Source organism: Couchioplanes azureus (assembly GCF_014648355.1).
Classification (GTDB): Bacteria; Actinomycetota; Actinomycetes; order Mycobacteriales; family Micromonosporaceae; genus Actinoplanes; species Actinoplanes azureus.
Genome location: NZ_BMQY01000004.1, coordinates 57,335 through 80,209, shown reverse-complemented (window position 1 = coordinate 80,209; position 22,875 = coordinate 57,335). Strand labels below are relative to the sequence as shown.

The following is a 22,875-nucleotide window of genomic DNA, read 5'->3' as shown; positions in this document are numbered from 1 at the left end:
CCGGCCGGCCGTAGCGGTGCAAGACACGGCCGGGGAACCGCTTCGGGTGACGCCGGTACGGCAGACTGACCCGTCATGCGCCTCGTTTCCCTGCTGCCGTCGGCCACCGAGATCGTGTACGCGCTCGGCCTCGGCGACGACCTGGTCGGCGTCACGTTCGAATGCGACGAGCCGCCGTCGGCCCGGACCGAGAAGACGGTGGTGGTCGGCGGCCGGGACACCCGCGGGATGAGCCCGGCCGAGATCGACGCGTACGTGAAGTCGCAGATGGCGGCCGGCGCGGACCTCTACACCCTGCACGCGGGCGCGCTCGCGGGCCTGGACCCGGACCTGATTCTCACGCAGGACCTGTGCCGGGTCTGCGCGCTGCCGTCCGGGCAGGTCTCCGGCGCGCTGGACCATCTCGGCTGCCGGGCGGACGTGGTGTCGCTGGACCCGTACTCCCTGGACCAGGTGCTGGAGACGTTCACCGAGGTGGGCGCGCGGGCCGGGGTGCCGCAGCGGGCCGCCGCGCTGGTGTCCGCGCTGCGGGCCCGGCTGGACGCGGTGGCGGCGGCGGTGGCCGGGCGGCCCCGGCCGCGGGTGGCGGTCGTCGAGTGGGTGGACCCGCCGTTCACCGCCGGCCACTGGGTGCCCGACCTGGTCACGGCCGCGGGCGGCGAGCCGGTGGCGGCCCGGCCCGGCCGGCGCTCGGTGGAGACGACGTGGGCGCAGCTCGCCGCCGCGCGGCCCGAGGTGGTGCTCGTCACACCCTGCGGCTTCCATCTGGAGGGTGCCGTGGCCCAGGCGGCGCGGGTGGTGCCGCACTTCCCCGGTGCCCGGGTGTGGGCCGTGGACGGCGACGCGCTGGTGGTGCGGCCCGGTCCCCGGGTGGTCGACGGCGTCGAGGCGATCGCTTCGATCCTGCATCCCGAGGCCGTACCGGCCGCCCCGGAGGGCGCCGTCGCCCGGGTCCGCTGAGGATCCCGGGTCGGCTGAGGATCAGGCGCTGACCGACGCGGGACGGCCGGCGGGCCGGGCGCCGCGTGCCAGGGCCGGAACGCGGCGGGCCGGCGCGACCGCGGCCCGGCGGGCCCGCTCGGTGCGCCACAGCCAGGCGACGTCGCGCCCGAACGACCAGGTGAGCGAGATCAGGGCGCCGGCCACCGCGACCAGCGCGACCGGCTCCGGCAGCAGGCTCGCCGTCGCGACCACCAGCACGACGCCCTGCAGCGCGGCGACGACCTTGCGGGAGAAACGCGGCGGCAGGGCGGCGTCGAGCCACGGCGCGACCCACGAGGCGGCGACGAACACGTAGCGGAAGGCGCCGATGGCGACGGTCCACCAGCCGAACGTGCCGGCGACGAAGACGCTCAGCACCAGGATCAGGAACGCGTCGACCTCCATGTCGAAGCGGGCGCCCAGCGCGGTGGTGCTGTTCGTCCGGCGGGCGACCTGGCCGTCCACCCCGTCCAGGGCGAGGGCCACGCCGACGAGGGCGACCAGCACCGGCAGGGAGACCGGGCGCTGGAAGGAGGTCACCACCAGGGCGGTGACCGCGCCGACCAGCGTCGCCCGGCCCAGGGTGACCGTGTTGGCCGGACCGAGCGCACGCATCCCGGCCCGGCGCATCCCACCGCGCAGCAGCAGGCCCAGCGCGACGGCGTAGGCCGCGCCGGCCAGCCAGCCGGCGAGGCTCAGCCCGGTCGTCGCGGCCAGCGCGGCCATGAGTACGAGCTGGACGACCGCCCCGGTCAGGGGCCCCCGCTCGGTGCGGGCGGTCATCGTGTCGATACTCATAGTCACGTGCCTCCAGGTTTGCAAGATCAGGTGCCGCGTATGGTTGCCCCAGCTGCCCCAGAACACGCACGGTCCGCGCGTTCGGTTCACCCGGCCCGAGGAGATTCACCCGATGACAGGTACGGCCCACGCGTTCTGGCTGGTCACACCCGGCAGGGGCGAGATACGGCCGGTGCACGTGCCCGACCCGGGCCCGGGTGAGGTCCTGGTGCGCACCCTGCACTCGGGGGTGAGCCGGGGCACGGAGACCCTCGTCTTCCGCGGCGGCGTGCCCGAGAGCCAGCACGCCGCCATGCGTGCGCCGTTCCAGGACGGCGACTTCCCGGCCCCGGTCAAGTACGGCTACCTCAACGTCGGCGTGGTCGAGCGCGGCCCGGCCGGCCTGCTCGGCCGCACGGTGTTCTGCCTCTACCCGCACCAGACCCGCTACGTCGTCCCGGCCGAGGCGGTGACCGTCGTGCCGGACGCCGTACCGCCCGCGCGGGCCGTGCTCGCCGGCACGGTGGAGACCGCGCTGAACGGGCTCTGGGACGCCGCACCCCTGGTCGGCGACCGGATCGCCGTCGTCGGCGCGGGCATGGTCGGCGCCGGCGTGGCCGCCATCCTGTCCCGCTTCCCCGGCGTGCGCGTCCAGCTCGTCGACGTCGACCCCGAGCGCGCCGCGGTCGCCCGGGCCCTGGGCGTGGACTTCGCCCTGCCCGCCGACGCCGCCGGCGACTGCGACCTCGTCCTGCACGCCAGCGCCACGGCCGCCGGCCTGACCCGCTCGCTCGAGCTGCTGGCCGACGAGGGTACGGTCGTCGAGCTGAGCTGGTACGGCGACCGCGAGGTCAGCGTGCCGCTCGGCGAGTTCTTCCACTCCCGCCGCCTGATCGTCAAGAGCAGCCAGGTCGGCGGGATCGCCCCGGCCCGGCGCGGGCGCCGCACGTACGCGGACCGGCTCGCCGTCGCCCTGGACCTGCTCGCCGACCCGGTCTTCGACACGCTGCTGACCGGCGAGTCCGACTTCGCGGACCTCCCCGCGGTCATGCCCCGGCTGGCCGGTGGGGAGCTACCCGCGCTGTGCCACCTGATCACCTATCCGACTGGAGAGTGAATGTTCAGCGTCACCGTCCGTGACCACATCATGATCGCGCACAGCTTCTCCGGCGAGGTCTTCGGACCCGCCCAGAAGCTGCACGGCGCCACGTTCGTGGTGGACGCGACCTTCAAGCGCCCCGAGCTGGACGACGACAACATCGTGGTCGACATCGGCCTGGCCAGCCAGGAGCTGCACGCCATCTGCGCCGGGCTGAGCTACCGCAACCTCGACGACGAGCCCGACTTCGCCGGCGTCAACACGTCCACCGAGTTCCTCGCCAAGGTGATCGCCGACCGGCTGGCCGGCAAGGCCGCCGCGGGCGAGCTCGGCGCGGGCGCGGGCGGGCTCACCGGCATCGCCGTGACCCTGCACGAGTCGCACATCGCGTGGGCCAGCTACGAGCGAGACCTGTGACGGATCCGCTGTACGCGGTGCTGCCGGGCGACATCGACGACCCGGCGGCACCCAGCGGCGGCAACACGTACGACCGGCGGGTCCTGGACCGGCTGGCCGCGACCCGGGCGGTGCACGAGATCGCGGTCGCGGCGCCCTGGCCGTACCCGTCGCAGGACGACGAGGCCCGGCTCGCGGGCGAGCTGCGCGCCCTGCCCGGCGGGGCGACCGTGCTCCTGGACGGGCTGGTGGCGTGCGCGGCGCCGGCGGTGGTCGAGGAACAGGCCGGCCGGCTGCGCCTGGTGGTACTGGTCCACCTGCCGCTCGGCGACGAGCCCGGCGCCGCACCGGAGCTGCCGGCCCGCGAACGACGCACCCTGCACGCCGCCCACGCCGTGGTGGCCACCAGCGCGGGCGCCGCCCGGCGCCTGGAGCAGCTGCACGACCTGCCGGCGGGCGGCGTGCACGTGGCACCGCCCGGCGTCGACCCGGCGCCCGAGGCGGCGGGCAGTGCGGCCGGCCACCGGCTGCTCTGCGTCGCCGCGGTGACCCCGCGCAAGGCCCAGGACGTGCTGGTCGAGGCGCTGCGCACGCTGGACGACCTGGCCTGGGAGTGCGTCTGCGTGGGCGCCCTCGACCGCGATCCCGGCTTCGCCGCCCGGGTCCGGGCCCGCGCCGGCGAGCGGGTCCGGTTCCCCGGCACCCGCGGCGGTGCCGCGCTCGCCGCCTGCTACGCCGGGGCGGACCTCCTGGTGCTGCCGTCGCGCGCGGAGACGTACGGCATGGTCGTCACCGAGGCCCTCGCCCGCGGCATCCCGGTGCTCGCGACCCGGGTCGAGGGCGTGCCGGAGGCGATCGGCCGGGCACCCGACGGCACCGTGCCGGGTGGGCTCGTGCCGCCCGGCGACGTACAGTCCCTGGCCGGCGCCCTGCGACGGTGGCTCACCGACGAGGGCCTGCGCCGAGACTGGCGCTGCGCCGCCCGGGCCCGCCGCGGCACGCTGCGCGGCTGGGACGAGACGACACGACGACTGAGCGAGGTACTGCACCCATGACCGGAGAGTTCAGCACGGGCTGGCTGTCGCTGCGCGAGGCCGCCGACGCGGCCGCCCGCGCCACCGACCTGATCGACCTGCTCCCGGCGGGCGGCCCCCTCGTGGTGCGCGACCTCGGGTGCGGCACCGGCTCGATGGCGCGCTGGCTGGCGCCGCGGCTGAGCGGGCCGCAGCGGTGGATCCTGCAGGACCGGGACCCGGCGCTGCTCGCGTACGCGGCGGCGCATGTGCCACCGGCCGCGGCGGACGGCGCCACGGTCACCGTCGAGACGGTCGAGGCGGACGTGACGGGGCTCACCGCCGCCGACCTGGACGGTGTGTCCCTGGTCACCTGCTCGGCGCTGCTCGACCTGTTCACCGCCGACGAGGTGCGCGCGCTCGCCGGGGTCTGCGTCGAGGCCGGCGTCCCCGCCCTGTTCACCCTCTCGGTCGTCGGCGAGGTGCACCTCGACCCGCCGCATCCGCTCGACGCCGAGGTGGCCGCCGCGTTCAACGAGCACCAGCGCCGCGAGACCGGCGGCCGGTGGCTGCTGGGCCCGGAGGCGGTCGGCGCCGCGGCGGAGGCCTTCGCCACCGCCGGGGCCACCGTGACGACCCGGCCGAGCCCGTGGCGGCTGGGCCCCGAGCAGGCCGCGCTGACCGCCGAGTGGCTGCGCGGCTGGGTCGCCGCGGCCGCCGAGCAGCGTCCCGACCTGCACACGGAGGACTATCTCGCGGCCCGGCTGGCGGCCGCCGCGGCCGGCGACCTGCGGGTCACGGTCGGGCATCAAGATCTTCTGGCGCAGAAAGACTGAACCGCCTGCCGCCACCCTGACGTATGTGATGCATGAAGGGTGATCTCGGAGGGGACGGCAGATGAACCGATCGATCTGGGCGTGGGTGCGAGTGCTCGGCGGGGTGGGCATCCTCGCCGTGCTGCTCTGGCGCCTGGGCACCGGTGCCTTCCTCGACGGCCTGCGGGTGATCGACGCGGGCACGCTGGGCGCCGCCTTCGCGATCGGCGTGGCCACCACGGTGCTCAGCGCCTGGCGCTGGTGCCTGGTCGCCCGCGGCCTCGGCCTGCGCCTGTCGCTGCGGGGTGCGATCGCCGACTACTACAAGGCGCTGTTCATCAACGCGGCCCTGCCGGGTGGCGTGCTCGGCGACGTCGACCGGGCCGTGCAGCACGGGCGGGACGCGGGCGACGTCGGCCGCGGCGTCCGGGCCGTGGTGCTGGAACGCACGGCCGGGCAGATCGTGCTGGTCTCGGTGGGCCTCGTCGTGCTGCTGACCGTGCCGTCGCCGGTCCTGACGCAGGTGCGCGAGCACGGCCGTACGGTCGCGGTCGCGGCCGCCACCGCCGTGGCGCTCGGGATCCTGCTGGTCCTGGCGATGGGCCGGCTGCGGCGCGGCGCGTCGCGGTGGGCCCGGGCGGCCCGCACCGCGATCGCCGAGATCCGCACCGGCCTGCTCGCCCGGCGCACCTGGCCGGGCATCGCGTTCGCCTCCACCGCGGTGCTGGCCGGGCACCTGGCGACGTTCGTCGTCGCGGCCCGGGCGGCCGGCTCCGACGCCTCGGTGCTGCGCCTGGCGCCGCTGATGCTGCTGGCTCTGCTCGCCATGACGCTGCCGGTGAACGTCGGCGGCTGGGGACCCCGGGAGGGCGTGACCGCGTGGGCGTTCGGCGCCGCGGGCCTCAGCGCCACCGAGGGCCTGACCATCGCGGTCGTCTACGGGCTGTTCGCGTTCGTCGCGGCGCTGCCCGGCCTGGCCGTCATCGCGGCCCGCGCCCTCGCCCGGGCGCGGACGAGGGCCGCGACCTCCCGTCGCCCGGCGACGATCGCGCCGCGGCCGGCACCCGTCGCGGTCGAGATCGTCGCGGTGCGACCTGCCGTCGCGCTGCCCGCGCGGGAGCTGGTTGGCAGCAGTGCGTGAGTGTGCCATCACCCTGGACGCGGATTATGTTGGGGCGGTGGAAGATCGACCGTACGTGCTGCTGAGCTGCGGCATGTCCATCGACGGATATGTCGACAGCGCCGGCGACGAACGGCTGCTGCTCTCCAACGACGCCGACTTCGACCGGGTCGACGAGGTGCGGGCCGGCTGCGACGCCATCCTGGTCGGCGCGGGCACGGTCCGCCAGGACAACCCGCGGCTGCTGGTCCGTGACGAGGCGCGGCGCCGGGCCCGGGTGGCCCGCGGCGAGCGTCCCGACCCGGTCAAGGTCACCGTCACCGGCAGCTGCGACCTGGACCCGCAGGCCAGGTTCTTCACCCTCGGCGAGGCGGACAAGCTCGTCTACTGCGCCACCCCGGCCGTGTCGTCGGCGCACCGCAGGCTGGCCGGCCGGGCCACGGTGATCGACGCCGGCGAACCGGTCGACCTGCGGCGCGTGACCGCCGACCTGGCCCGCCGCGGTATCCGCCGACTCATGGTGGAGGGCGGCGGCAGCATGCACACCCAGTTCCTCACCGCCGGGCTCGCCGACGAGCTCCAGCTGGTGGTCGCACCCCTGTTCGTCGGCGACTCCAAGGCGCCCCGGTTCGTCGGCGACGGCACGTTCCCGTGGGGCCCGCACCGCCGCGCCGACCTGATCGCGGTCCGCCAGATCGGCGACGTGGTCCTGCTCCGCTACGCCCTTTCCGACCGGTTCCAGGAGTGATGCGTGACCGCTGTGATTGAACCTGATTCCGACCACCGAACTGGGGGCCCGATGTCCGCTCCGCTGGCCTGGCAGGACCTTCCGCGAGCCACCGTACGGACCCGCGTCACCGTTCCCCTGCGCTTCGCCGACGGGTACGCGACCACGGCCCGGGTGCTGACCTTCGACGGCCTCGTCGACGGCCGCGAGCACCTGGCGCTGGGCCTCGGCGACTGGGAGAGCGCGATCGGCGACGCCCCCCTGGTGCGCCCGCACAGCGAGTGCCTGACCGGCGACGTGTTCGGCAGCCAGCGCTGCGACTGCGGCCCCCAGCTGCGCGAGGCGGTGGAGCGCATCGCCGGCACCGGCGGGTTCCTGCTCTACCTGCGCCAGGAGGGCCGCGGCATCGGCCTGTACGCCAAGCTCGACGCGTACGCGCTGCAGGAGGCCGGGCTGGACACGTACGAGGCGAACGTGGCGCTCGGCCGCGGCGAGGACGAGCGCGACTACACGGCGGCGGCGCAGATGCTGCTCGCGCTCGGCGCCGACAAGATCCGGCTGCTGAGCAACAACCCGGACAAGGCCGCCCAGCTCCAGGCCTACGGGGTCGAGATCAAGGAGCGGATCCCGACCGGGGTGCACCTGTCCCCGGCCAACCTGCGCTACCTCGCGACGAAGGCGACGCACACCGCGCACACCCTCGACATCCCCGGGCTCTGACGGCACCCGGCCCGGTGAACCCGGGCGCGAGGGCGTGCGGTGCGGACCGCCTGCCCGCATGATGGCCTGTGAGGGCCGACGGGAAGCGGTGAGATGGGCGACGAGGAGTTCGGTGACCCTTCGGTGATCACCTCGGCCGCCGAGCAGATGCCGTTCATCGTCTTCGTCTGCGAGGGCCCCGAGCTGCGGATCGCGTGGGTGAACGCGGTCACCCGGGCCCTGATGCCCGGCCGCGAGGTGGTGGGCCGCCCGCTCGCCGAGGCCGTCGCGGACGTCGACGGCCAGCAGTGGATCGAGATGTACGCCGGCGTCTACGCCACGGGGGAGCCGGTCACCGGGGCCGAGTGGCGGGCGACCCTCACCCGGCCGGACGGCTCGGTGCACGAGCTCTACACCACCTTCCACATCACCGCCTGGCGCCGGGCCGACGGCAGCATCCGCGGGGTCATCGGCGCGGGCTTCGACGTGACCGCCGCGGTGCACGCCCGTCTCGCCGCCGAGAGCCGCACGGTCGAGCTGCGCCAGCGCTACGAGCAGACCCGTGACGTGATCACCGCCCTGCAGCGCGAACTGCTGCCGGACGGGCTGCCCGTGCTGCCCGGCGCGCAGATCTCGGCCAGCTACCTGCCCGCCGACAGCGAACGGGCGGCCGGCGGCGACTGGTTCGACGCCGTGGTGCGCGCCGACGGCACGACGGCGCTGGTGGTCGGCGACGTCGTGGGGCACGGCGTCACGGCCTCGGGAGCGATGGGGCAGCTCCGCGCGGTACTGCACGACCGGCTCGACGGCGGAGCGGACGTCGGCGAGGCGCTCGGCGCGGCCGACCGCCTCGCCCGGCGGGTGCGCGCGGCGCACGCGACGACGGTCTGCCTCGCCACCCTCGACCCGGTGCGCGGCACCGTCACCTACTGCACCGCCGGTCATCCGCCGCCGCTGCTGGTCACCGCCGCGGGCGAACCCCGCTTCCTGCCGCCGACCGGGGGCACGCCGCTGGGCACCGGCGGCGCCTTCCCGCTGCGCACCGACCGCCTGGAACCCGGGGACCTGCTGCTGCTCTACAGCGACGGCATCCTCGAACGCCCCGGCGTCGCCCTGCCGGAGAGCCGGGACGAGCTGGCCCGTACCGCCGCACGGGCCGCCGCCGGCCGGGCGATGCACGACCCGGGGACCACGGCGGCCGAGCGGGTCTGCACCCAGACCGTGGAGCTGATGGTCCGGGCCACCGGCCACCGCGACGACATCACCCTGCTCGCCGCGCAACGGGTCGCCCCGCCGCCCGACCTGGTCCTGGACCTGCCCGCCGAGCTCTCCTCGCTGCGCCGGGCCCGGTCCGCGCTGGCCGGCTGGCTGGCCGCCGCCGGCGCCGGCGAGCAGGACGCCTTCGTGCTCCAGCACGCGATCGGCGAGCTGCTCACGAACGCCATCGAGCACGGCTACGACGGCGTGAGCGACAAGAAGGACGTACGGCTCGGCGTCCGGCTGACCGACACCGGCGAGGTCGCCGCGGCGATCGCCGACCACGGCTCGTGGCGGGAACCGGACCGCCGGACGGTGCGCGGCCGCGGGCTGGCCCTCACCTCCCAGCTCGTCGGCGACCTGCGGGTGGCGCCCGGAGCGACCGGGACCCTGGCCGAGATCCGGCACCCGCTGCGGCGCCCGGTGCCCTCCCCCGGCCGCGGCGACCCGGCCCCCGGCCGGTCCCCGGACGGCGAGCCGCTGCGCATCGAGGAGGACGAGAGCGAGATCCGCGTCACAGGCGCGGTCGACGCCGCGAGCGCCACCGAGCTCCGTCAGGAGCTGCTGCGCCTGACCCGCGGCGGCAGCCTCCCGCTGCCGGTCGACCTGACCGGGGTGTCGCAGCTGGCCAGCGCCGGGGTGTCCGCCCTGCACACGGTGGCCGAGCAGCACCGGCGGCAGGGCGGCGAGCTCGACCTGCACGCGGCGGCGGGCAGCGCGGCCCAGCTCGTGCTGGACCTGGTCGCGCTGCCGCACCGCACCGGCGGGCCCGGGCGAGCGCCCCCGCGGTGACCGGCGGTTCGCGCGGCGGGACCGGCGGGCGGGGTTATCGTCGGACCATGACGAGAGTCGACTTCTACTTCGATCCGGCCTGCCCGTTCGCCTGGATCACCTCCCGCTGGATCCTCGAGGTCGAGAAGCAGCGCGAGATCGACCTGCGCTGGCACGTGATGAGCCTCTACGTACTCAACGAGAACCGGGACGTCCCGCCGGCCTACCGCGAGCTGATCAACCAGTCGCTGGGCGTCGTCCGGGTCGTCACCGCCGCGGCCCGCCAGCACGGCGAGGAGATCCTCGGCCCGCTGTACACCGCCCTCGGCACCCGGATCCACAACCAGGGCGAGAAGGACCCGGAGCGGGTGGTCACGGAGTCCCTCGCCGAGGTGGGCCTGCCCGCGGAGCTCGCCGCGGCGGCCAAGACCGACGAGTACGACGCCGAGCTGCGCCGCAGCCACCACGAGGGCATGGACCCGGTCGGCGAGGACGTCGGCACGCCCACCATCCACATCGACGGTGTCGCGTTCTTCGGTCCCGTGCTCAGCAGCATCCCGCGCGGCGAGCAGGCGCTCCGCGTCTTCGACGGCGCGGTGGCGCTGGCCGGCTACCCGGACTTCTTCGAGCTCAAGCGCACGCGTACGGGCGGGCTGAGCTTCGACTGAAGCGAGCGTCCACAGGGTGCGGCCCGGTCCGCGGCGGGGTCACTAGACTCGCGGGGTGACTTCCGCTCCCCCGGTGGCCGGCCCCGCCTACGACGTCCTCAACCGGATCTTCGGCTACGCCGACTTCCGGGGCGGGCAGCGCGAGATCATCGAGCACGTCATCGCCGGGGGCGACGCCCTGGTGCTCATGCCCACCGGCGGTGGCAAGTCGCTGTGCTACCAGATCCCGGCCCTGGTGCGCGAGGGCACCGGCGTGGTCGTCTCCCCGCTGATCGCGCTGATGCAGGACCAGGTCGACGCGCTGCGCACCCTCGGGGTGCGGGCCGGCTTCCTCAACTCGACCCAGGAAAGCGACGAGCGCCGGCTCACCGAGCAGCTCTTCGTCGCCGGTGAGCTCGACCTGCTCTACGTCGCCCCCGAGGGGCTCGGCGTCGCGGGCACCCAGCGCCTGCTCGACCGGGGACGCATCGCCCTGTTCGCCATCGACGAGGCGCACTGCGTCTCCCAGTGGGGCCACGACTTCCGGCCCGACTACCTCAACCTGTCGATGCTGCACGAGCGCTGGCCGCAGGTGCCCCGCATCGCGCTGACCGCCACGGCGACCAGCGCCACCCGGGAGGAGATCGCCGCCCGGCTCGACCTCACCGGCGCCCGGCACTTCACGGCCAGCTTCGACCGCCCCAACATCCAGTACCGCATCGTCGCCAAGAACGAGCCGCGGCGCCAGCTGCTCGACCTGCTGCGCACCGAGCATCCCGGCGACGCGGGCATCGTCTACTGCCTCTCCCGGGCCTCGGTGGAGAAGACCGCGGAGTTCCTCACCCAGAACGGCATCGCCGCGCTGCCGTACCACGCGGGCCTGGACGCGGGCACCCGCGCGGCCAACCAGAGCCGGTTCCTGCGCGAGGACGGCCTCGTCATGGTCGCCACCATCGCGTTCGGCATGGGCATCGACAAGCCCGACGTGCGGTTCGTGGCCCACCTCGACCTGCCCAAGTCGGTCGAGGGCTACTACCAGGAGACCGGCCGCGCCGGCCGCGACGGGCTGCCCTCGACGGCATGGCTCGCCTACGGCCTGCAGGACGTCGTCCAGCAGCGCAAGATGATCGAGACCTCCGAGGGCGACCTCGCGCATCGCCGCAACCTCGCCACCCACCTCGACGCGATGCTCGCCCTCTGCGAGACGGTGCACTGCCGGCGCGCGCAGCTCCTGGCCTATTTCGGTCAACCGGCCGAGCCGAGCTGCGGCAACTGCGACACGTGCCTCACCCCGCCGGAGTCCTGGGACGGCACGGTTCCGGCCCAGAAGCTGCTGTCGACGGTCCTGCGGCTGCAACGCGAGCGCGGCCAGAAGTTCGGCGCGGGCCAGTCGATCGACATCCTGCTCGGCAAGACCACCGAGAAGGTCACCCAGTTCCGCCACCAGGAGCTGTCGGTCTTCGGCATCGGCACGGACCTGCGCGAGCAGGAGTGGCGCGGCGTGGTCCGGCAGCTCCTGGCCCAGGGCCTGCTCGCGGTCGAGGGCGACTACGGCACCCTGACCCTCACCGACGCCAGCGCCGCCGTGCTGCGCGGCGAACGCCAGGTCATGATGCGCCGCGAGCCGGAGCGCACCCGCGCCCCCCGCGCCCGCCGCTCCTCCTCGCCGCAGGCCACCCCGGCGGCCGACCTCGACCCCGCCGCGACCGCGACCTTCGAGCGCCTCCGCGCCTGGCGCGCCGCGGCCGCCCGTGAGGCCGGCGTCCCGGCGTACGTCATCTTCCACGACGCCACCCTGCGCCAGATCGCCGCCCAGCGCCCGGGCTCCCTCGCCGAACTCTCCACCATCGGCGGCGTCGGCGAGACCAAGCTGGCCCGCTTCGGCCAGCAGCTCCTCGACGCCCTGTCCACGCCGGAATAGCGAGACCTCCGCCCCGTCCGTCCACCGTCGCCATCCCGGGACTCACGAGGGCCGGGTTCCCTGCACCCGCACGCGCCCACGGCCGGGTCGCCCACGGCGCGCTCACACCGCCGGGTCGCTCAGGTCCGGATCGCTCACCGCCGGTTGCCGCCCGCGCCGGTCACTCGCCGACGGACCGCTCGTCTGCGGACCGGCCGGATCGGCTCGCCGCGGCGCCGCTCAGCTGCGCCGCCCGCTCGTGGTAGAGCTCGATCGCCTCGCCGAGCCGGCAACCGCGCAGGTCACGGATCTCCTTGATGGCCGTGATCACCACCCCACGCGAGATCAGGTCATCGATGCGTTCCCATTCCTCCATGGGGCCAGTCTGCCGGAGCCTCACAACCTCCATCGACCTACCGGCTCCACGCTGATCGCCGTGACAGCTCACGAGGCCTCGCGCGTAAATGCGGTGCCGGGCGTTCGCGGAAGTGGCATGCTGCGCCGGCACGTCAGCTCCGGAAGGGATCACCGTATGCAGTTCGCCGAGGCCGTCGACCGGCATCTCGCCACCATCGCCGCGCGGGACCTGGAGGGTTTCCTCGCCACCGTGCACGACGAGGTGGCCGTCATCGCGCCGAACGGGCGGGTGCTGGCGGGGCGCGAGGAGGTGGCCGCCTTCCACCGGGCATGGTTCGCCGATCCTGACTGGACGTGGAGGCTCGAGCCGCTGCGCCGCACCGAGCTGGGGGACACCGGGCTCGCCACGTACGCCGTCAGCTACGACGACCTGGGCGCCGACGGGAAGCCGTACGCGATGAGGTATGTGTTGACGTTGGTCTTCGCGCGGATCGGGGGGACCTGGCTTCTGGTGCACGATCAGAACACGCTTGACTCGGGGGCATGAGCGACCTCTTCGACGAAGCGACCCGGGCCCGGATGGCGAGCATCGAGGCCAACTGGGACGAGCGCACCCCGATCCATGCGGCGAGCCGGTTCTACGACGTCGCCGGGCGCGACCCGCAGGACTGGTTCGCCTCCTACGAGTGGGCGGACCTGGGCGACCTGACCGGCCTCGACGTGCTGCACCTGCAGTGCCACCTCGGCACCGAGACCGTCGCGTTCGCCCGGCGGGGCGCGCGCAGTGTCACCGGCCTGGACCTGTCCGGGGTGGCGGTCGCCGAGGCCCGGCGGATCGCCGCCCGCCACGGCGTCGCGGTCGAGTACGTGCACGGCAACGTCTACGACGCCCCGGAGCTGCTCGGCGGGCGCCGGTTCGACGTGGTCTACACCGGCAAGGGTGCGCTCTGCTACCTGCCCGACCTGCCGCGCTGGGCCCGGGTCGTGGCCGGGCTGCTGCGGCCCGGCGGACGGGCGTACGTCGTCGAGTTCCACCCCGCGCTGGTCTCGCTCGGCCTGGTTCCGGCGGACCCGCAGGAGACCGGGCTGGTGCTGCGCCGGGACATGATCGGCGGGCGGGGCGCCGCCGAGCTCGACGCCACGCGGACCTACACCGACGGGCCGGCGCTGACCCGGGCGACGACCAGCTACGAGTGGGCGCACGGGCTCGGCGCGGTCGTCACCGCGCTCAGCGGCGCCGGGCTGCGGATCCGGTCGCTGCGGGAGAGCGACGAGCTGCCGTGGCCCCGCTGGCCGCACATGCACCGTACGCCCCAGGGATGGTGGCGCCTGCCGGAGGCCGCACCGAAAGTGCCCCTGTTCTACGCCCTGCTGGCAGAAGAAACCTCAAGCCGCGAGGACGCCGGCCGATCACAGACGGCGTGAACCCCTTGGTGCCGTACCCGTTGCCGGGCACTCAGCTCGTGCACGTCGGCCGGCAGCCGATCTTCGACGTGACCGGCGACGTCGTCGCCTACGAGCTGCTCTTCCGGGGCAGCATGGACGCGGTCGAGGCCGGGCGCCGCGACACGTACGCCACGAGCCAGGTCATCGTCAACACGTTCACCGAGTTCGGCATCGACGAGGTCGTCGGCGACCGTACCTGTTTCATCAACATGACCCGGGAGTTCCTCACCGGGGAGCTCACCCTGCCGTTCGGCCCCGAGCACGTGGTGCTGGAGGTGCTGGAGACGGTCGACGTGGACGACGAGGTGGTCGCGGGCGTCACCGCCCTCGCCGGCAAGGGCTACCGGATCGCGCTGGACGACTTCGTCTGGGGTTCGGGCCACGAGCGGCTGCTGCCGCTGGCCGACTTCGTCAAGCTGGACCTGCTGGCGGCGGAGCCCGGCCACCTCGACACGATCGTCGCGGCCTGCCGGGAGTACCCCAAAATCAAGATCGTCGCCGAGGGCCTGGAGACCGGCGAGCAGCTGGCGCTCAGCAACAAGTACGGCTTCGAGCTGCGCCAGGGCTACGTGCTCAGCCGCCCGCAGGTGCTGACCGCGGCCAGCCTGACCCCGTCGAAGCTGCGCCGGCTGGAGCTGATCGGGGCGCTGTCCGCCCCGGACGCCGACCTGGAACAGGTGCTGGACATCATCGCGCGCGACCCCGCGCTGACCCTGCGGGTGCTGCGGGCCAGCAACTCGGTCGCCGTCGGCACCACCAACCGGGTGTCGTCGGTACGCCAGGCCGTCGTCATGCTCGGCCTCGCGCACATCCGCCAGTGGGCGATGCTCATGGTCGTCGACGACGTCGCGGAGGCCACCGAGGTGCAGATGGCGGACGCGCTGACCCGCGCCCGGCTCTGCGAGCACGTGGCGCCCGCGTTCGGCGCCGACGCCGACGCCGCCTTCATGGCCGGGCTGATCACCGCGGTCGCCCAGATCATCGGGATGACCCCGGCCGCGATCACCCACCAGCTGCCGCTGAGCGCGGAGATCACCAAGGCCCTGAAGCGCGGGACCGGCGCGCTGGGCCGGGTGCTGCGGGTGGTCGACGCGTACGAGCGCGGCGACCTGAGCGCCGTGGCGGCCGCCTACTCGGGCGACGACCTGTCCGGCACGGTCATGGCGGCGATGCGCTGGTCGACGATGGCGGTCGCGGCCGCCCAGAACGCCGCCTGACCTTTCGTCCCGAACGGCAAGGAGCCCGTCCCACCTCGGCCGGTGGGACGGGCTCCTTTGCGTTCGTGACCGGGCGGAGCTCAGGCGGCGTACCAGCGCAGCAGGGCGGCTCCCACCGACATGCCGCCGCCGAACCCGGCGATCAGCACCAGGTCGCCGTCGCCCAGCGCGCCGGAGCGCGCCGCCGTGTCCAGCGCGATCGCGGCGGAGGCGCTCCCGGTGTTGCCGAAGCGGTCCAGCACCAGATGGGTACGCGAGCGGGTCAGGCCCGCCGCCTCCACCAGCTCCTGGAGCATCACGCCGTTCGCCTGGTGCGGCACGAAGTGGTCGACCTCCTCGGCCGTGACACCGGCGCGCTTGAGCAGGTCGTGCAGCACCGGCGGCACGCCGGCCATGACGAAGTCGCGGACGCCGCGGCCGTTCATCCGGAAGAAGTGGCCGCCCTCGGCGAGTGTCTCGGCCGAGGCGGGCAGGCGGCTGCCGCCGGCCTTGACGTGGATCAGCTCGTGCGCGTCCCCGCGGGTCACCAGCTCCACGTCGACCAGCCCGTACGGTTGCGGCACCGCGCCCACGACGGCGGCGCCCGCGCCGTCGCCGAAGAGGATCGCGGTACGGCGGTCGTCGAAGTCGAGGATGCGCGAGTACACGTCGGCGGCGACGACCAGGACGACCGCGCCGGGCCGGACCGCGACGAGGCTCTCGGCCAGGGCGAGCCCGAAGACGAAGCCGGCGCAGACGACGTTGATGTCGAAGGCGGCGGCCCGGTGCGCGCCGAGCGCGTGCTGCACCAGCGACGCGGTCGGCGGCTGCGGCGAGTCACCGGTCGACGTCGACACGATGAGGTAGTCGATCCGGTCCGCGGCGATGCCGGCGTGCTCCAGGGCCGCGGCCCCGGCCCGGATGGCCAGGTCGGAGGTGGCCTCCTCGGGCGCGGCGAAGCGGCGGGCCTCGATCAGCGTCTTCCGGGTGATCCACTCGGCGCTGGCGCCGGGCACCCGCTGCACCAGGGCCTCGTTGGTGACCTCGTGCTCGGGCACGTACGAGCCGGTGCCGAGGATGCCGGCGCGCGGTGTCGACTGCATGACCGCTCTGATCGGCGGCGGGTGGACCCGGTTGAGACATCGGCGGCGAAATTGTGTCAGTGACGGCCATATATATCTTCCTGAGTCACAAGTTTGTCACCGAAAGGCCTTCCCATTTCGCGAGGTATTCACAAAGATCTATGTCAGTCGGCCACATCCGGCCGGCCACGAGAGGAGATACGGTGCGCACCAGAGCCATCGTCACCGCCACCACGCTGGCCGCCTCGGCCGCGCTCGCCGCGCCCGTCGCCGCGCAGGCAGCCGCCCCGCCGCAGCCGGTCACCCCCGCCCTCGCCGCCAGCCGCGCCACGAGCGCCATCGGCAGCAACCCGGCCGCCTTCGCGGCCGGCGCGTCGGACACCTTCGCCCAGCGCGGTGTGCTGGTGGAGAAGAACGGCGCGAGCCACGTCCACCTCGACCGCACCTACCGGGGGCTGCCGGTCATCGGCGGCGACGTGATCGCGCACCTGAACGGGGCCGGCGCGCTCAGCGCCGTGACCAGGACGCAGCTCGCACCCATCACCCTGACCACCGCGCCGACGCTGAGCGCCGCCAAGGCGGTCAAGGCCGCGGCGGCGGCGCTCGGCGGCAGGACCATCGCCGGCGCACCCACCACCCTGGCCGTCGACGCCCTGCCCACGACCCCCGTGCTGGTGTGGCGCACGGTCGTCACGGTGCCGGACCCCGAGGGCGGCGACGGCGTGACCCACGTGCTGGTCGACGCGCACACCGGCAAGGTCGTCGACAAGTGGGCCGAGGTGCAGACGGTGGAGGGCACCGGCACCGGCTACAACGTCGGCGGCGTGGAGCTGGACACCACCAAGTCCGGGTCGACGTACCAGCTCAAGGACCCCGAGCGTGGCAACAACTACACCACCGACATGAACAACCGCCGCTTCGGCCAGGGCACCCTGTTCACCGACGCCGACAACGTCTGGGGCACCGGCCAGCTCGACAACCGGCAGACGGTGGCCGTGGACGCCCAGTACAGCGTCGCCGAGACGTGGGACTACTACCTCGAGAAGTTCGGCCGCCGGGGCATCGCGGGCGACGGCAAGGGCAGCTTCAACAAGGTGCACTACGGCAACCGGTACAACAACGCCGGCTGGTCCGACACCTGCTTCTGCATGCTCTACGGTGACGGCGACGGCACGAACTACGGCCCGTTCACGTCGCTGGACGTCGGCGGCCACGAGATGACCCACGGTGTCACCTCGCGCACCGCGGGCCTCGTCTACAGTGGCGAGTCCGGCGGCATCAACGAGTCGATGAGCGACGTGTTCGGCACGCTCGTCGAGTTCCACTCCAACAACGGCTCGGACGTCGCCGACTACCTGATCGGCGAGGAGATCGCGCTCGACCACACGCCGCTGCGCTACATGGACGACCCGGCCAAGGACGGCGACTCCGCGAGCTGCTGGAGCAGCACGGTCGGCAACCTCAACGTGCACTACTCCTCCGGCGTCGGCAACCACGCCTTCTTCCTGCTCGCCGTCGGCAGCGGCGCCCACACCGTCAACGGGGTCCAGTACAACAGCCCCACCTGCAACAACAGCACGGTGACCGGGATCGGCAACGACAAGGCCGGCGCGATCTTCTACAAGGCGCTGACCACGTACATGAGCTCGGGCACCAAGTACGCCGGGGCCCGTACGGCCACCCTCAACGCCGCCCGTGACCTCTACGGCGCCGGCAGCACCGAGTACAACGCCACCGCCGCCGCCTGGGCCGCGGTCAACGTCAACTGAACCGCCACCGCACCACCGCAGCACCGCGGGGCCGCGCGTCGTGACGCGCGGCCCCGCGCCGCACAGAGATAATCTTGACTGTGACCAACTGGGAGTACGCACGCCTCGAGTACCGCGCGGCCGGGACGTTCGGCGCCGACCGGTTCATGGACTGGACGGCCACGTTCTACCACCCGGGCGGCGTGCTGCGCTGGGGCACCGACGAGCGCTTCGACGACCTGCGCCACCTCAACCGTGCGGGGGCGGCCGGCTGGCAGGCGTACGACCGCGCCGCGATCCACGTCATCAACGAGCCGCACCGCCTGCACGGCGTCACGTACTCCATGCGCCGCCCGGTCCCCTAGAGCAGCTTTACCCAAGTCGAACATCACGCCGAGGCCCGCGCTGACGCGACGCCTCTAGGGTCGCGGCATGACATCGGCGACACTCGATCGGTGGACCGTGCGGTGGTCCACGGCCGGCGGGCTGTTCACCGCCGCGTGCACCGACCTCCTGGCGCCGCTGGCGCTCGCCGGCGGCAGCGAGGGCCGGGGGTTCCCCACCACGGCGGTGTTCGTGATCGGCTTCGGCGGCCTGCTCGTCGCTCCGGTCCTGCTGATCTTTCTCGACCTTCCCGCCCGGTGGGTGAAGGTCGTGATCGCCGGGCAGCTGATCGTCGGACCCACGGCGTTCTGCGCCGGAGCGGAGGCCACCCGCGGCGCCTACCTGCACCTGATGGGCCGCCCGGTCGCCGCCACCGTCGCCGACGGCGAGGTGGACTGCGGCGAGGGCGGCGGGCCGGCCGGTGACCGCGGGGTGGTGTGCACGCACTTGCTGCGGCTGGAGCGCCCCGACGGCACCCCGCTCGCCGGGCCCCCGCTGGTCGCCGGGCGCCAGCCGGACGGTTTCGGCGACGACGACGGGCCGGTACCGATGATCGAGGACCGTCTGGGCCTGGTCCGGGCGGCGCCCGCCGGCGCCGGCGGCGGTCCCCACCTGTCCGCCGAGGACTGGGCCGCCGGCGTCGTCCTCGCGGCCGGCTGGCTGGTGCTGCTCGGCGGACTGGCGGCCGGGACGGCGGAGCGGCTCAGGGCACGTAGTCCTCGAGCAGGGCCGGCGTCAGTCCCGCCTTCTTGATGGCCCGCAGCGCGGCCAGGTAGTCCTTCACGAACGCCTTGCGGAAGTGCATGAGGATGATGTCGCCCGGCTGGACGCGGCGCCCCTCCTGGAAGCGGACCTTGCCCTCGTGGACGGTCTCCTTCCACATGAAGCCCGCCTTCATGCCGCAGTCGCGCGCCGCCTTCAGGGTGGTCTCGTCCTGGTTGCCGAACGGCGGGCGGAACAGGGTCGGCCGGCGGCCGTACCACTTGCCCAGCTTGTCCGCCGCGCCGCAGAGCTCGCGCTTCTGGAAGGCGTACGACCGGCCGCGCAGGTCGCTGTGGGTGATCGTGTGGGACTCCACCACCGCACCGGCCTTGATCATCGGCCGGAAGTAGTCCGGATCGTCCTTGATCGCGTCCGTGGTGAGGAACAGCGTCACGGGTACGCCCGCGGCCGCGATCAGCTCCGGCGCCTCGGGATGCTTGAGGAAACCGTCGTCGATCGTCAGGAACGCCACCTTGTTCTTCGTCGGGATCCGCAGCAGGTAGGGCGCGCTCCCACCCGGCGGCAAGGTGATCTTCTCGGGCGCGGGGGCGGGGCCGAACACGGGAATGTCGGAGTCGCGCCACCCGTCGTGCTGACGGTCGGGACGGGCCGGGGCGGAGGAGGCCGGCCCGGAGGGCGCGGCGGCCGGCGACGGCCCGGCACCGGTCTCGGCCTCGGGGGTGGACGAGGCGGAACACCCCGCCAGGACCAGGGCCGCCGTCACCGCGGTGAGCGCACGCAGGATCGACATGACCCGACATGGTGGACCGTACGGTGTCAGCTCCCGGTGAAGTGCCTCCCCGCGCTCGCGCCACGACGTACGGTCACCGGTTGCCGCTCTCGCCCGCCGGGTCCTAGTGTCGGAGGCCGGGGAGGCTCACATGCGGGATATCGACGCCGCCGAGCAGTGGCTGGAGTCCTGGGCGGCCGGCGTCGACGAGAACGCCCGACGCGCGGTCGAGCTGTCCCGCCGGGTGTCCGCCCTGACCGCCGAGGCCCGCAGCCACGACGGCCTCGTCACGGTCACCGTCGGATCCTCCGGTCAGCTCGAGCACCTCCACATCGACGACCGCGCCCGGCAGCTGACCGGCGCCGCGCTGAGCGCCGAGATCATGACCCTGATCGGCCGGGCGCAGGCCCGCCTGTCCGCCCGGGTCGCGGAGCAGGTCGCGCAGACCGTCGGCGCGGACACCGCGACCGGCCGGGCGGTGATCCATGCGTACGCCGCGAGGTTCCCGCAGCCGCCACCCGAGGCGGACGACGGCCATGCCCGCTGACGGGATCGCATTCCCGGCCGCCGCCGTCGAGCACCACGCCGCCGGCGTCGAGGGCGTCGCCGACGCGGTCCGCCAGGCCCGCTCCGCCGTGCGCGAGGTCACCCTCGACAGCCAGGCGTACGGGCAGCTCTGCCAGTTCCTGCCCGGCCTGCTGAGCCCGCTCTTCGCCCTCGCCCTCGACGCCCTGGACGACGCCGACGACGCGCTGCGCGACACCGCCGGCAACCTCCGCGCCGTCGCCACCAGCACCACGGCCACGGACGACGCAGCCGGCCGGCGGGTCCGCACGGCGGGCGGGCCGGGGCTTCACCTGCCCCTCTCCGGTCCGCCGCCCTCCGGCGGGCCGCCCTCCGACCCGCCGCCGCTCGACCCGCCGCCGCTCGACCCGCCGCCGCTCGACCCGCCGCCGCTCGACCCGCCGCCGCTCGACCCGCCGCCGCTCGACCCGCCGCCGCTCGATCTGCCGTTGTGAGCACGAACCCGCTCGTCGCGCAGAGCCACGACTCCACCACCTGGTCCACGGGGCTCGGCCTGGTCGGCGACGCCGCCGACATCACCGCCGGCATCCGCGACAACAGCTGGGTCGACGCCACCCTCGGCGGCGTCGGCGCCTCCCTCGACATGCTCTCCCTGGCCGTCGACCCCCTCGGCACCCTCGCCTCCTGGGGCGTCGCCTGGCTGATGGAACACGTCCAGCCCCTCGAGGACGCCCTCGACCTGCTCGCCGGCAACGCCGACGAGGTCGCCGCCCACGCCACCACCTGGGCCACCGTGGCGGCCTTCACCGACCAGGCCCGCCAGGACTACGCCGACCGCCTCCGCACCGAGGTCTCGGCCTGGTTCGGCGCATCCGGCGACGCGTACCGCGAGCACGCCGCAGCGCACCTGAACACCCTGGAGGGCATCGCCACGGCCTGCCGCGGCATCTCCTGCGCCGTGGAGGGCGCCGGCCTGCTGGTCGCCCTGGTCCGGGGCATCGTCCGCGACCTGATCGCGGAGTTCGTCGGCACCCTGGCGGCCCGCCTACCGCAATGGCTCGCCGAGGAGGGACTCACTCTCGGCCTGGCCACTCCCCTGGTCATCGGCCAGGTCGCCACCCTCGTCACGAAGTGGGTCAACAAGATCCAGCACTTCGTCCGAGCCCTCCTCACCAGCCTCCGCCGCCTCCACCCCATGCTCGACAACCTCGCCGACATCCTCACCCGACTCCGCCGCCGCCGACCCCCGGCCGCTCCCCCACCGAGCGAGTTCCGGCCCGACTTCCCCCGCGGCAGCGACTTCATCGACGACGGCGAGGGTTTCAGCGAGCGGGCCGCCGACGCCTACCGGCGCATCCGCGAAAGCCCGGAGGACACTCCGTCGGCCGCGGCCAACACCGGCATCGACCCCCGCATCGTCGAGGTCACCCGCCAGAACCTGTTCGTCCGGCAACACGACATCGCCCTCGGCCCCGACCACGTCGAACGCGGCTACTTCACCCCCGATGATGACATCGCAGACCTCTGGGAGGGCGCCACCCGTGGCACCCTCGACGCGGAGGGCCGGGCCGCGTTCCGGAATCTCGCCGCTCACGAATATGTGGAGAACAGGCTGATGGAAGCCGGGCTGCCCTACCGGTCGTCGCACCCCGACGCGTTCGACGCTCACGGCGACCGAGTGGTCAGCCGCCATCACCCTGGTGCACATGATCTGCCTCCCAACCAGTGGCGGCCGGAGAATCCGTTCGGACACTGGCGCCTGTACGGCATCGACGGCTCCGGGCTCCGCATGGCCGACGACCTCTCGAACCTGGATGAGATCGTCGACGCTGTTCTGCGAGGATTGGGACGATGACAGCCGACGAAGCCGTTGAAGCCATGGCCGCCCGTCTCAGCGCCATCGACTACGAGCGCCATGGGCATCGGGCATGGTCGAAAGCCGCGCTGCTCAAGGAATATTTCCGGCGAATCGCGCAATGGGCCGACGCCTGCGGATGCGATACCCGGACCCCGTTCTTCGACCTGGCCCTGTGCATCGACCCTCGCGTCCGCGCCCGGCAGGAGGTCGTGGACCGCGTCCTCGCGGCAGCGAGATCCGGTGCCCGGAACGCCATCACGCGAGTGGCGCCCTTCATCCTGCACTGGACAGCGCTGCGTGCCACCCCGGGCGCCGACCTGCCCGGAAACCTGGAAGACCCCTTCGAGCCCTTGATCCTGCTCTTCGAGCGCGACGGCGGCTTCCACACCGAGAACGGTGCGGCCGACTTCGAATGGAAATCCGTGCGTCTGGCAGGTTGGCGCGACCGCGCCGACGACCCGCCGATGCCCAGCTTCGCCCCCGACTACCTGGACGAGATCGACCGGGCGGGTTCGATCGCGCAGTTCGGTTACGTCATGGAGCCTCTTGACTGACAGAGGCCGCACCGTGGGGTGGGCGGCCGCC

General features: G+C 73.7%; 25 protein-coding genes. 21 read left to right on the top strand and 4 right to left on the bottom strand.

Translation table 11 applies throughout. From position 1 onward, the window contains the following. Positions 1-75: 75 nt before the first annotated feature. The gene (locus tag IEY99_RS15455; protein ID WP_189203778.1) at positions 76-960 is read left to right on the top strand and encodes an ABC transporter substrate-binding protein; all 885 of its coding nucleotides are present in this window, start codon (positions 76-78) and stop codon (positions 958-960) included. Positions 961-981: 21 nt separating this feature from the next. Here IEY99_RS15455 and IEY99_RS15450 read toward each other — a convergent pair whose 3' ends face one another. Then, positions 982-1,779: a CDP-alcohol phosphatidyltransferase family protein gene (locus IEY99_RS15450; protein WP_189203776.1), complete on the bottom strand. Its 798-nt coding sequence runs from the start codon at positions 1,777-1,779 to the stop codon at positions 982-984. 112 nt (positions 1,780-1,891) lie between these two features. On the opposite strand from IEY99_RS15450, the gene IEY99_RS15445 reads away from it, so the two are divergent. The 10 genes from IEY99_RS15445 (at position 1,892) to recQ (ending at position 12,223) form a co-directional block, all read left to right on the top strand. Then, positions 1,892-2,875 carry a zinc-dependent alcohol dehydrogenase gene (locus IEY99_RS15445; protein ID WP_189203774.1) on the top strand — a complete coding sequence of 328 codons (984 nt, stop codon included), beginning with the start codon at positions 1,892-1,894 and terminating at the stop codon, positions 2,873-2,875. Then, on the top strand, positions 2,876-3,274 hold the full coding sequence (locus tag IEY99_RS15440; RefSeq protein WP_189203772.1) for a 6-pyruvoyl trahydropterin synthase family protein: 399 nt from the start codon (positions 2,876-2,878) through the stop codon (positions 3,272-3,274). After that, positions 3,271-4,308 (top strand): glycosyltransferase family 4 protein, encoded by a 1,038-nt coding sequence (locus IEY99_RS15435; RefSeq protein WP_189203770.1) that lies wholly within the window; start codon positions 3,271-3,273, stop codon positions 4,306-4,308. The genes IEY99_RS15440 and IEY99_RS15435 overlap by 4 nt, the downstream gene beginning before the upstream one ends. After that, positions 4,305-5,102 (top strand): class I SAM-dependent methyltransferase, encoded by a 798-nt coding sequence (locus tag IEY99_RS15430; RefSeq protein ID WP_189203768.1) that lies wholly within the window; start codon positions 4,305-4,307, stop codon positions 5,100-5,102. Before IEY99_RS15435 ends, IEY99_RS15430 begins: the two co-directional genes overlap by 4 nt. 61 nt (positions 5,103-5,163) lie before the next feature. After that, complete coding sequence (locus tag IEY99_RS15425; RefSeq protein ID WP_189203766.1) at positions 5,164-6,222, top strand: lysylphosphatidylglycerol synthase transmembrane domain-containing protein; 1,059 nt, start codon at positions 5,164-5,166, stop codon at positions 6,220-6,222. Between the two features lie 37 nt (positions 6,223-6,259). Beyond that, positions 6,260-6,949, top strand: coding sequence for a RibD family protein (locus tag IEY99_RS15420; protein ID WP_189203764.1), 690 nt, complete (start codon positions 6,260-6,262; stop codon positions 6,947-6,949). A 51-nt stretch (positions 6,950-7,000) separates the two neighbouring features. Then, positions 7,001-7,648, top strand: a complete 648-nt coding sequence (locus IEY99_RS15415) for a GTP cyclohydrolase II (RefSeq protein ID WP_189203762.1) — start codon at positions 7,001-7,003, stop codon at positions 7,646-7,648. A gap of 93 nt (positions 7,649-7,741) precedes the next feature. Then, on the top strand, positions 7,742-9,676 hold the full coding sequence (locus IEY99_RS15410) for a SpoIIE family protein phosphatase (protein ID WP_189203760.1): 1,935 nt from the start codon (positions 7,742-7,744) through the stop codon (positions 9,674-9,676). 47 nt (positions 9,677-9,723) lie between these two features. Further along, positions 9,724-10,323 (top strand): mycothiol-dependent nitroreductase Rv2466c family protein, encoded by a 600-nt coding sequence (locus IEY99_RS15405; RefSeq protein WP_189203758.1) that lies wholly within the window; start codon positions 9,724-9,726, stop codon positions 10,321-10,323. 55 nt (positions 10,324-10,378) lie between these two features. Further along, entirely contained in the window at positions 10,379-12,223 is a 1,845-nt protein-coding gene (recQ, locus tag IEY99_RS15400; protein WP_189203755.1) for a DNA helicase RecQ, read from the top strand. 160 nt (positions 12,224-12,383) lie between these two features. Here recQ and IEY99_RS15395 read toward each other — a convergent pair whose 3' ends face one another. Further along, the gene (locus IEY99_RS15395; RefSeq protein WP_189203753.1) at positions 12,384-12,578 is read right to left on the bottom strand and encodes a hypothetical protein; all 195 of its coding nucleotides are present in this window, start codon (positions 12,576-12,578) and stop codon (positions 12,384-12,386) included. Positions 12,579-12,734: 156 nt separating this feature from the next. On the opposite strand from IEY99_RS15395, the gene IEY99_RS15390 reads away from it, so the two are divergent. From IEY99_RS15390 to IEY99_RS15380, 3 genes are read left to right on the top strand one after another with little or no spacing between them, the layout of a single operon-like run. Continuing rightward, entirely contained in the window at positions 12,735-13,106 is a 372-nt protein-coding gene (locus IEY99_RS15390; protein ID WP_189203751.1) for a YybH family protein, read from the top strand. After that, positions 13,103-13,984: a class I SAM-dependent methyltransferase gene (locus tag IEY99_RS15385; protein WP_189203749.1), complete on the top strand. Its 882-nt coding sequence runs from the start codon at positions 13,103-13,105 to the stop codon at positions 13,982-13,984. Before IEY99_RS15390 ends, IEY99_RS15385 begins: the two co-directional genes overlap by 4 nt. Then, positions 13,981-15,222: an EAL and HDOD domain-containing protein gene (locus IEY99_RS15380; RefSeq protein WP_229798735.1), complete on the top strand. Its 1,242-nt coding sequence runs from the start codon at positions 13,981-13,983 to the stop codon at positions 15,220-15,222. The genes IEY99_RS15385 and IEY99_RS15380 overlap by 4 nt, the downstream gene beginning before the upstream one ends. Positions 15,223-15,302: 80 nt before the next feature. Here IEY99_RS15380 and IEY99_RS15375 read toward each other — a convergent pair whose 3' ends face one another. Beyond that, the gene (locus IEY99_RS15375; protein WP_189203745.1) at positions 15,303-16,304 is read right to left on the bottom strand and encodes a 3-oxoacyl-ACP synthase III family protein; all 1,002 of its coding nucleotides are present in this window, start codon (positions 16,302-16,304) and stop codon (positions 15,303-15,305) included. Between the two features lie 182 nt (positions 16,305-16,486). Between IEY99_RS15375 and IEY99_RS15370 the strand changes: the two genes are divergently transcribed. The 3 genes from IEY99_RS15370 (at position 16,487) to IEY99_RS15360 (ending at position 19,168) form a co-directional block, all read left to right on the top strand. Beyond that, on the top strand, positions 16,487-18,052 hold the full coding sequence (locus tag IEY99_RS15370) for a M4 family metallopeptidase (protein WP_229798733.1): 1,566 nt from the start codon (positions 16,487-16,489) through the stop codon (positions 18,050-18,052). A gap of 80 nt (positions 18,053-18,132) precedes the next feature. Further along, entirely contained in the window at positions 18,133-18,396 is a 264-nt protein-coding gene (locus tag IEY99_RS15365) for a hypothetical protein (protein WP_189203741.1), read from the top strand. Between the two features lie 67 nt (positions 18,397-18,463). Further along, positions 18,464-19,168, top strand: coding sequence for a hypothetical protein (locus IEY99_RS15360; RefSeq protein WP_189203739.1), 705 nt, complete (start codon positions 18,464-18,466; stop codon positions 19,166-19,168). Here the strand turns inward: IEY99_RS15360 and IEY99_RS15355 are convergent. Beyond that, on the bottom strand, positions 19,119-19,928 hold the full coding sequence (locus IEY99_RS15355) for a polysaccharide deacetylase family protein (RefSeq protein WP_189203737.1): 810 nt from the start codon (positions 19,926-19,928) through the stop codon (positions 19,119-19,121). The genes IEY99_RS15360 and IEY99_RS15355 overlap by 50 nt on opposite strands. A gap of 130 nt (positions 19,929-20,058) precedes the next feature. Between IEY99_RS15355 and IEY99_RS15350 the strand changes: the two genes are divergently transcribed. The 4 genes from IEY99_RS15350 to IEY99_RS15335 are packed head-to-tail and all read left to right on the top strand — an operon-like array spanning position 20,059 to position 22,844. Then, positions 20,059-20,454, top strand: coding sequence for a YbaB/EbfC family nucleoid-associated protein (locus IEY99_RS15350; protein WP_189203735.1), 396 nt, complete (start codon positions 20,059-20,061; stop codon positions 20,452-20,454). Then, positions 20,444-20,926: a hypothetical protein gene (locus tag IEY99_RS15345; RefSeq protein ID WP_189203733.1), complete on the top strand. Its 483-nt coding sequence runs from the start codon at positions 20,444-20,446 to the stop codon at positions 20,924-20,926. Before IEY99_RS15350 ends, IEY99_RS15345 begins: the two co-directional genes overlap by 11 nt. Next, positions 20,923-22,287 carry a hypothetical protein gene (locus tag IEY99_RS15340; protein WP_189203731.1) on the top strand — a complete coding sequence of 455 codons (1,365 nt, stop codon included), beginning with the start codon at positions 20,923-20,925 and terminating at the stop codon, positions 22,285-22,287. The genes IEY99_RS15345 and IEY99_RS15340 overlap by 4 nt, the downstream gene beginning before the upstream one ends. Continuing rightward, complete coding sequence (locus IEY99_RS15335) at positions 22,284-22,844, top strand: hypothetical protein (protein ID WP_189203729.1); 561 nt, start codon at positions 22,284-22,286, stop codon at positions 22,842-22,844. The genes IEY99_RS15340 and IEY99_RS15335 overlap by 4 nt, the downstream gene beginning before the upstream one ends. The last annotated feature ends 31 nt before the right edge of the window (positions 22,845-22,875 follow it).